Source organism: Frankia tisae, assembly GCF_025403405.1.
Lineage (GTDB): Bacteria > Actinomycetota > Actinomycetes > Frankiales > Frankiaceae > Frankia > Frankia tisai.
Genome location: NZ_JANEZT010000278.1, coordinates 1 through 9,189, shown reverse-complemented (window position 1 = coordinate 9,189; position 9,189 = coordinate 1). Strand labels below are relative to the sequence as shown.

At 69.7% G+C, this 9,189-nt stretch carries 6 protein-coding genes and 2 pseudogenes; 4 read left to right on the top strand and 4 right to left on the bottom strand.

What is annotated here, in order from left to right; genetic code table 11:
- Positions 1-120: 120 nt before the first annotated feature.
- Positions 121-270 (bottom strand): annotated as a pseudogene (locus NBZ85_RS33850) (IS982 family transposase); the annotation flags it as partial.
- 633 nt (positions 271-903) lie between these two features.
- On the opposite strand from NBZ85_RS33850, the gene NBZ85_RS22465 reads away from it, so the two are divergent.
- The gene (locus NBZ85_RS22465) at positions 904-3,006 is read left to right on the top strand and encodes a tannase/feruloyl esterase family alpha/beta hydrolase (RefSeq protein WP_261557639.1); all 2,103 of its coding nucleotides are present in this window, start codon (positions 904-906) and stop codon (positions 3,004-3,006) included.
- A gap of 250 nt (positions 3,007-3,256) precedes the next feature.
- Positions 3,257-4,231 carry an ABC transporter substrate-binding protein gene (locus tag NBZ85_RS22460; RefSeq protein WP_261562545.1) on the top strand — a complete coding sequence of 325 codons (975 nt, stop codon included), beginning with the start codon at positions 3,257-3,259 and terminating at the stop codon, positions 4,229-4,231.
- A 343-nt stretch (positions 4,232-4,574) separates the two neighbouring features.
- Here NBZ85_RS22460 and NBZ85_RS22455 read toward each other — a convergent pair.
- The 3 genes and pseudogenes from NBZ85_RS22455 to NBZ85_RS32800 form a co-directional block, all read right to left on the bottom strand.
- A pseudogene (locus NBZ85_RS22455) lies at positions 4,575-4,727 on the bottom strand (IS1380 family transposase); the annotation flags it as partial.
- A gap of 145 nt (positions 4,728-4,872) precedes the next feature.
- The gene (locus NBZ85_RS22450) at positions 4,873-5,544 is read right to left on the bottom strand and encodes a response regulator transcription factor (RefSeq protein WP_261557637.1); all 672 of its coding nucleotides are present in this window, start codon (positions 5,542-5,544) and stop codon (positions 4,873-4,875) included.
- A complete protein-coding gene (locus NBZ85_RS32800) occupies positions 5,532-7,466 on the bottom strand; it encodes a sensor histidine kinase (RefSeq protein WP_261557636.1) in 1,935 nt (644 codons plus the stop codon). The genes NBZ85_RS22450 and NBZ85_RS32800 overlap by 13 nt, the downstream gene beginning before the upstream one ends.
- A 140-nt stretch (positions 7,467-7,606) precedes the next feature.
- On the opposite strand from NBZ85_RS32800, the gene NBZ85_RS22440 reads away from it, so the two are divergent.
- Both NBZ85_RS22440 and NBZ85_RS22435 read left to right on the top strand, forming a co-directional pair.
- Positions 7,607-8,272, top strand: coding sequence for a hypothetical protein (locus NBZ85_RS22440; protein ID WP_261557634.1), 666 nt, complete (start codon positions 7,607-7,609; stop codon positions 8,270-8,272).
- A gap of 193 nt (positions 8,273-8,465) precedes the next feature.
- Positions 8,466-9,189: FHA domain-containing protein (locus tag NBZ85_RS22435; protein WP_261562544.1), on the top strand; the 724-nt coding region annotated here is incomplete at its 3' end.

Here is a 9,189-nt window from a genome sequence, read left to right as displayed (position 1 = left end):
TCGGATCCGTGGTGAAAGCATGCCTCGTGCTGCTCCACATGGAGCACCAGCGCACCACGTAGAGATCAACGTATGCACACAGCGTTGTTGCTACCAAAGGTGACGAAAGGTTACCGGGAAAGGTTCAGTGGTCGCATCGCTGATCCAGTGGTTGTCGAACCAGAATTCACTGTCCGCCACCACCAGCCCGATCATGCCCTTGACCAGTGGTAACACTGGCCGTAGTAGCTTGTTGTAGCCAGACTGGCCCGGCAGGTGGGGGAACGCCCCGAAGACGCCGGGTGCCCTATTTCTGCCGGTGTGCGCGACAGGGCGACGACTTCTGCGGACTACAGCCGGTCACAGGTCGCGACCCGGGCACCGCCGTATGCTGGTGCTGGTGCTGGTGCTGCCAGCCGGAAACACCTGCGAGGAGGCCCGCGTCCAGGAGTAATCCGGAAGCAGGCCATTCGCTCTACCCGCCGTCACGCCCTCCGGTCACCGTCGAGGAGCTTCTGGCCGCGCGAGGTACACAGCCCATCCGGTCTCTCGATGACCTGGCGGCCGACACCTTCGACTCCGACGAGGAGCTCGAGAACCGGTCCCGGCGGCGGCTGGACGGGGCCAGCAGGTCGCGCGGCTCCTCGAAGTCGGCCGCGTCTTCGAGGAGCCGATGGTCACGATCTCGTCTGGGGTCGGCGGGTCGCGCCAGACCATTCGGTGAACAGCGTTGACATCGTCCTGGATGCTCTGCGAGGCTTCTGCCACCCGGGTGGGGCCGGACTCGAGGGCGATGAGGGCGGAGCTGTCTTATGAGCGCAATCGATCTGTCCGGGTAAGAGGTCACCGACGCCTTCTTCGGGCGGCCGCGTCGCGGACCGCCAGCGCCCACACACCCCTTCCACATCGGCCTTGGAGATCTCGATGCCCAGCGGCGTTGAACTACGCATTGACGACTACGTAGTGACGGACGACTATTTCGGAAAGCCGTACATCGACGTGGACGAGTGGCGTACCTCGCCGGTGGACGCCTACAAGTACCGCTTCGTGCACGGCGGATTCGCCGGCACCGACACCCGATTATCGTGCTACTTTCTCCCCGCCGACGACTGGGCCGGTCGCATGCTCTTTCCGGTCGAGGGCGGACTGGGGGGGTACGAGGACACCTGCGGAACCGTGCAAGGCCTGCTGCTCGACCAGCTCGGTATCGGATTCCGGCTGGGCGCATACATTGTCGAGTCGAACGCCGGGCACATCGGCGTCGAGCTCGACCTCCGCGCCGGTCCCGACCCGTCTCTCTACGGCTATCGCGCGCACACGGAATCGGCGCGCTTTTCCAAACACCTCGCGACCCAGATCTACGGTACTCCGCCCCGGGCGAGTTACGCCTACGGCGGCGGGGGCGGCGGCATGCGTGCCCAGTTGTGCCTGGAGAACAGCGACGTGTTCGACGGTGCCATGCCCTACGTCGGGATAGCGGCGACTATGGACGAGGCGACGTACGAGCTACCCCCCGGCCGGCGGCTGCTGAAGACGGCCTCGCTCGCGACCTTCGGCGCGGTGCTCAACGTCCAGCGCCTGCTCGGCGACAAGGTCCGAGGTGTCATCGACGCCGTGGAGCCCGGGGGCAGTGGCGAGGTGTTCGCCGGTCTGGGCACCCACCAGCGGGAGGAGCTGGCCGCGCTTTACCGGCTCGGCTTCTCCCGCGGCTCCGAAATCATGATTGCCGAGCCGGTAGGGCCGGTGTCGGCGTGGTCGTGGCTCGCCGACGACATGCTGGCGGAGCTGCCGGAGTTCTTCGAGGGATTCTGGTCCGAGCCCGGACACGTGGGCCACGACTTCCCCGAGCTGCTCGCTCCCCATCGTGTGCAGGCCACCGCGCGCGTCCGCGCTGTGGTCACCGCCGAACAGCTCGCCGCCCGCGCGGCCGGCCTCGCCGGGCTGGGCGCGATCGCGAAGTTCACGATCGGGATGAAGGGAGCGCAGTATCCCTGCGCGCTGGAGCTCGACACCGACGTAGCGGGCTACCTGCTGGGCGCGTCCATCAAGGTCGTCAGTGGCGAGGCCGCCGGCCGGAGCCTGATTGTCGCCGGCGTCGTGGGCGAGGACACACTCTACGTCGACGGCGCTGCCGAATCCGGGACGTTACGAATGACAGACGTCGTTCCCGGCGACGAAGTGCTGATCGACAACCGGAATTTCCTGGCGTTCTGCTACGCGTACCGGCATCAGGTCGCCGAGTGGGACCGCGAGTCCGTCGCCACGTTCGTCGATGGTCGGCCGGTTTATCCGCGCCACGGGTTGCCGACGGCATTCGCACTGGGTGGCGGACCGGCGTCCGGATCATTCGGCGGAAAACTTCTCCTGTTGCCCGGAACGCACGACGCGAACGTGTGGCCCGGCCGTGCCGACGCTCTCGCCGGCCATATCCGGCGGGTGCAGGGCAGCGCCGCGGCGGATCGGCTGCGGCTTCGCTGGATGGAGAACGCGGAGAACATTCCGGGCTCCTTCCTGCCCTCAGCTGGCGGGGTGTCGATGAGTACCCGCTACATCGACTACAACCCGCTCGTCGAGCAGAGCCTTCATGACCTCGCCGCGTGGGTCGAGAACGGCACGCCTCCCGTCGGCACCGCCTACGACTACACCGGCGGACGGCTGGCCCTGGCCCCGGACGCGCGAACCCGCGGCGGAATTCAGGCCGTCGTCACGGTGACCGCGAACGGGGCGGTACGCGCCGAGGTGCCGGCCGGCGAGCCGGTGGCGTTCGAGGTGACCGCCGAGGTGCCGCCCGGTGCCGGTGCGGTCGTCAGCGCGGCGTGGGACTTCGACGGCAGCGGGACGTTCGCGTCCGAGCTCGCGGGAATCGACGGTCAGGCCAACCCCGTCCAGCTCACCACCACCCATGCCTTCGACCGGCCCGGGACGTACTTTCCCGCGGTCCGCGTCAAGAGCCACCGCGACGGCGACGTGTCGGCCACGAGCCGGCTGGTCCCCAACCTCGGCCGGGTTCGGGTGGTCGTCCGTTGAACGCCTTTTCGTCGGCATCAACCAGCTCAGGGGGGCAAGCATGATTCGCACCAAACCGGCCGGCGCCTTACTGGCTGTCGGACTCGGTGCCGTGCTTGTTCTCTCGGCGTGCGGAAGCGACTCGCCGCCAGGAAACCCGCCGCCGCCGGCTGTCGCCGCACCGACCGCCACCAGCAGCGTTGCTGCCAAGATACTGGTGATTGGCGACATAACCGGAAACGTCTTCACGATGCCCGAGGTCGTTCCGATCGTGAAGGGCGAGCTGCGCGGCTTCCCGAACGTCGAGATCGAGACCTGTGACAGCAAGGGCACGACGAGCGGCGTCCTGGTGTGCGAGCAGAAGGCCGTGGCGGGCGGCGTCGCCGCGGTGATCAACGGCGGCAACCTCCTCACGGCGGACCAGGCCCCGCTCACGAAGGCGGGAATCCCGGTCCTCGGCCAGTCCGACACCTCCAGCCCCAACTCGTTCGCGACCGCCTCGGCGAACGCGGAGTTCGCAGCCATCGGGATCGGCCTGGCCAACGCCGGCTGCACCAAAATGGGAATCATCTACTACGACGGCACCGAATTCCTCGCGAACCTGGTCAAGAAAGGCATCGAGTCCAAGGGCGGAACCGAGGTCGCGCGGTCCCCGATCGCCCTCAACGCGCCTGACCTCACTCCGGCGATCTCCAAGATCACCGGAGCGGGGGCGAACTGCGTGGCCGTGAGCCTTGCCCCGACTTCCGCGGCCCAGGCGCTCACGGCGATCAGGCAGAGCGGCAAGCACCTCACGGTCGGCAGCGTCTCGGCGGTCTTCACGCAGAAGTTGATCGACTCCCTGGGCCCGGACCTGACCAACGGCCTCGTGGTGGTGGACTCCCAGCTCAACGGCGCGGACAACAATCCTGGCATTGCCCAGATCAAGGCCGCCATCGCCTCGCAGGGCTCGAAAGACCCGGTCACCTCGAACGGCATCATCACCTGGATCGGGGCAAGGCTGCTGGAGGCGGCCCTGCCCAGGGTGCCGGGACCGGTGACCGCGGCGTCGCTCACGACGGCACTCAACGGGCTGCGCGACGTGGACATGCTGGGTGTCATTCACCCGTGGTCGTCGGTCGAAGTGGACAACCCGGCCTACAGGCGCCTGTTCAACCACTACGGGATCACGTACACCGTGAACGATCTGAAGGCGGCCAAGAACGGAGACTTCTTCGACATCACCGAATCCACAGCCCTCCGGTAGAAGCCGCCGTCAGAAGTTCCGCTCGATGATCCGTGCGACCACCAACGCCTGGAACACCTCATCGCGGCCGGTCTCGGCGCCGGTGTGCGCCGAGCCGACATGCTCGATCGAAGGTCCGCCACACTGGAGTGTGCAAAGCTTCGCAGCCGGTTCGGGCCATAGTGCAATGCGGTACTCCTCGGCTGCTAACCCGGATCTTTCGCGCCTCGGGCGGGCGTGACTGGCGGTTACCCTTCCACCTTTGTCGATTCTGCTGGGTCCGGGTGATCCGCAGCTGCGCGCCGGGGTGCGGGCGTTCCTTGCGGACGAGGACACGCATGCCCGGTGGCCAGCCGGTCAGGTCCATCAGCCCGAACAGCTCCGGCTGGGCGCGTAGCAACACGATGTCGGCCAGGCAGTCCCCACCCAACGTCGGCGACACGGCCAGATCGGTCAGGACCTTCGCTGGGTCATGCGTCGCCAGCGGCGACCGCCACGGCGCGAGCGCGTCGGACAGACGGGTAGAACCGGTACTCTGCACCATGAAGGTGCTCCTTGGATTGGAACGGATCAGGTCCTAGACAAGCCCGATCCTCCCTGCTCAGGAGCACTTTCCTATTCCCGGTACCCCAACAGACGATCATCGTCGTGAAAGCCCGAGGCTAGGCGTTGGGCGGTCGCGGGGCCGGTAGAGCGGCGTGTCGTAGGTGGGCGAGGACGGCGAGCACGCGGCGGTGGCCGTCGTCCACCTCGGCCAGACCGAGCTTGATCAGAAGGTGGCGTACGTGCCCTTCGACGGTGCGTTCGCTGACGACCATCCGCCGGGCTATGGCGGTGTTGTTAAGACCCTCGGCCATGAGCGCGAGCGCGTCCCGTTCGCGGGCTGAGAGGCCGGCCACCGGGTCGGCCGTGCCCTGCGCCGCAAGCAGCGTGCCCACGACGTGTGGGTCCAGCGCCGAACCACCGCCGGCCACCCGTCCGGCGGCCGCGAGGAACTCGCCCACGTCGAGGACCCGGTCCTTGAGCAGATAGCCGAACCCGCCGAGCGTCACCAGCCCGACGGCGTACCGGGCCTCCACGTGCTGGGACAGTACGAGGACGCCCACCTCCGGGTGGGCATCCTTCACCTCGCGGGCGGTCCGGGCGCCCTCGTCGGTGAAGGTCGGCGGCATCCGGATGTCGAGCACCACGAGGTCCGGCGCGTGCTCGGCGACCGCGGCCAGCACTCCGGTCGCGTCTGGCAGGGCCGCGACGACGGTGTGTCCGCGATCCTCGAACAGGCGGACGAGGCCCTCCCGGAGGAGTACCTGATCCTCGGCGATCACGACGCGCACGGCAGCCTTATCGTCAGCGTCGTGCCCGCGCCTGCCGGGCTTTCGAGGCGAAGCCGCCCGCCGAGCGCCGCCACCCGGTCGGCCAGTCCACGCAGGCCCGACCCGCCGCCCGGCTCCGCGCCCCCGACGCCGTCGTCCTGGACGATCAGCACCAGCTCACCGTCCTCCCGGCTGGCCCGCAGCTCCACCGTGCTGGCGACCGCGTGCTTCACCACATTGGTCAGCGCCTCCGCGGCGACATAGTAGGCCGCGGCGACGACGGCGTCGGGCAGTGGGTCGAGCGCGGCCTGCACCTGCACGGGCAGCGGCGCCCGGCCGGCCAGTTCGCGCAGCGCCAGCTCCAGCCCGTCGTCGAGCCGGGCCGGACGGACGCCGTGCGCCAGCTCACGCAGGTCCTGGATCGCGCCGCCGATCTCGGTGACGACAACCTCGATGTCGCGGGCCGCAGGTTGCTCGCCGAGCTGGTGCTGCACGTGCCGCAGCGCAAGTCCCGCGCTGACCAGCCGCTGCTGCGCCCCGTCGTGCAGGTCGCGCCCCAGCCGACGGCGCTCCTCATGGGTCGTCGCAACGATCCGGGCACGCGAGGCCTCCACCTCGGCGAGCCGGCGCCGCACCTCCGCCTGGAGCCGGGCGATCTCGATTGCCAGCCCGGCTCGGGACAGTACGTCACTCAGCGGTTCGCCCGCCGGCACCGCGTGCGTCACCTCAGCGAGCGCAACCCCCGAGCGCTCGACCAGTGTCCGGACGCAGCCGTCGGCGCCGGCGCCGGCCACGGCGGGCGTTGGGGACTCGCCTGGCAACAGCAGGCGTAACTCCAGCGCGGGGTCGCAGAGCACGTCGCGCAGCAGTCCCTCCAGTTCGTCCGCCGAGGCCCGGCCGGCGCGCAGGTCCTCCAGGTAGGCCTCGACCCGGGCCAGCGCATGGTGCCGCGCGCGCCGGAACGCCCGGTCGACGCCGTCCTGGACCCTGCGTCGCAGTGGCAGGACGGCGGCCGTGGCCGCGATCGTCGCGCCCGCGGTCACCCAGGCCGAGCCGCCGCCGAGCAGGGCGCCGAGCACGAGCGCGGTGGCGCCCCAGGCCACGGCCAGCAGCACGGTCAGCGCCGCGTAGACGATCGTCCGGGCAATCAGAACGTCGACGTCGTACAGCCGGTAGCGCAGGATCGCCACGCAGATCGTGATCGGCAGCAGCGGTACCAGGAGCGCGATCGCGACCTGGACCACGACGCTGCGGTTGTAGTCGACGGCCGCGGCGGGGCCGACCACCACGAGCACACAGGCGAACCAGAAGATCAGCTTGAACTGCTGCCGCTCCGCGCCGCCGGCCCGTCGGAATCGGTCCACCAGCGAGACGACCGAGAGCACGAGCGATGCCGCGAACGCGAGCTCGCCGATGGTGTAAAGGACATCGAGCCCGTCGAGAGCGTACGGGTTGCCGCCCCTGGTGAACGTGTACGAGTCGTCGTTCGCGTGCGACAGCGCCGCGCCGAGCACGGCCGTCGCGGTGGCCCCGACCGTGAAGGCTGGTAGCCAGCGCCACCGTCGGCCCGCCGCCCGGCCATTCGGGAACAGCGCCAGCACGGTGGCGGTGCTGCCCGCGCCGACCAGCGACCCCCAGGACGCGGCCCACTGCGCGGTCAGCGCAGCCGGCCAGGTGTCGTGGTAGCCGTAGCCCTCCAGCAGCTCGACCAGAGCCGCCGCCAGGCCGAGCCCGGCCAGCAGCAACCCGACCCGGTGCCGCGGCACCCGCAGCCGGATGAGCAGGCCGGCCCCGCCGAGCGCGACCGCGTTGAGCGGGTAGAGCGCGGTGTCGACGACGGGCTCGAGACCGGCCGAAGGCGGCACCGAGGCGACGGCGACCGCGCACGTCAGCACCAACAACGCCACCGGGAGCGGGCGCACGCGGACGCTGGGACCGGTCACCAGGTGATGGTCGCGTGCCGGCCCGGCGGATGACAACAGTGCCAGCACCTGTCGCGGGTCGAGTGCCGGCGCGGATGCCAGACGCCATGGCCGGACGGCAGTGTCGACGGCATCCCGATGACCCACTCAGGAGGTGGACAGTGACCGGCAACTACGACGTCACCACCCGCACCGCCGCGAGCCCGCGGCCGGCCCCGGCCCGGCCAGCGTCCCCGCGCCTGTTCGGCACACTCTGCGCGGCCGGTGGCCTGATCGCGGTGGTGGGTGCGGCCTGGAGCGCCACCCTGACCTCGCCCGTGTCCACGGACCAGTTCAGCTGGCCCTACAGTCCGGGGCTGTTCCGGGGCCTCGAGGCTGTCTGGACCCTCACCAACATCCTGACCTTCTTCGGCGCACTTGGCCTGGCCCGCTCCGGCCTCGCCGGCCGCGGCCGGACCGCCAGGATCGGCACCCCGATCATGCTCGTGGGGATGGCTCTGCTCGTGCCGTGCGAGCTGGCGTTCATCCCGTTCGCCCACGCGGCGACGGACGACGCGGGCCCGGTCCTGGTAGGCACGCTGATCGGCGTTGCGTCGATGGTCGCCGGCGTGGGGTTCATACTGACCGGTGTCGGCGTGCTGCGCGAGCACGCCCTGGCCGGCGCCGGCCGGTTCGTGCCGCTGCTGTGCGGCGTGTTCGTCTTCGTCGGCCTCACCCCACTGGTCATGGCCGACGGCGACGTGTTCTTCCTCGGCATCGGCGGCTGGAACGTGCTCCTGGCCCTGCTCGGAGTGGTGATCGCGCGTACCGCCACCACCCGAGAGTAAACAGTCGATCACCCGGTAGCTGCGGCGCCTCGCCCACTCCGCCAGCGCGTAGAAGGCGTGTCTGCAGGCGGACAGCGTGAATCTTGTCGTCCGCGGCTTCGGGCTCGGCTGGTTCGACGATTATGGACCGAAGAGGCACATGGAACTCGGTGGGGCGGTCCGGCCGGCGTTTCGACCTCACGGGGGGAGACGCGTGTCCACGGCAGTTCTGAAAGTGACGAGCGACGCCGGCCAGGTGATCGTTTCCACGGGGCAGCAACGGTTCATCATCGGCCGGGCGCGCAACGCGGACCATGTGATCGCGGACAGTCGGGTCTCCCGGCAGCATCTGATGATCGAGGAGACGGACCACGGTTGGGCCGTGCGGGACGTCAGCTCCAACGGCACCTGGCTCGACGGCAGCCGGATGCTGAACATGGTCGAGGTCGGCGGCGAGACGCGGTTCCGGCTGGGTACCTCGACCGGCCCCGAGGTCATCGTCCGCACCGAGCTTCCCGCTCGGCGGTCCGCGTCCGACGGCATCTATGGCGAGGCCACGGACGTGCAGACCATGCTGCCCAACCAGACCGGCTACGCCCCGCCGCGCACGTCGAACAAGCCCACCCGGCCGGCCCGCCGCGAGGATCACGACGCCGGCCCCCGCGGCACCCACGACTCCGGCCGCCGCGACGGGGCCGCCCACGATCAGGCTGAGAGCGGCGGCCGTACCCGGCTGGATCGCGAGCACGAGCGCGGCGCCACCTACCCGCTGCGCCCGGGGACGATGACGATCGGTCGCGCCCGTGACAACGACATCGTCATCACCGACCTGCTTGCCTCGCGCCACCACGCCTCGCTGCTCGTCCGCGGCCCGCACGTCGACCTCGTCGATCTGGACTCCGCGAACGGCACGTTCCTCGACGGCCGCCGTATCCAGC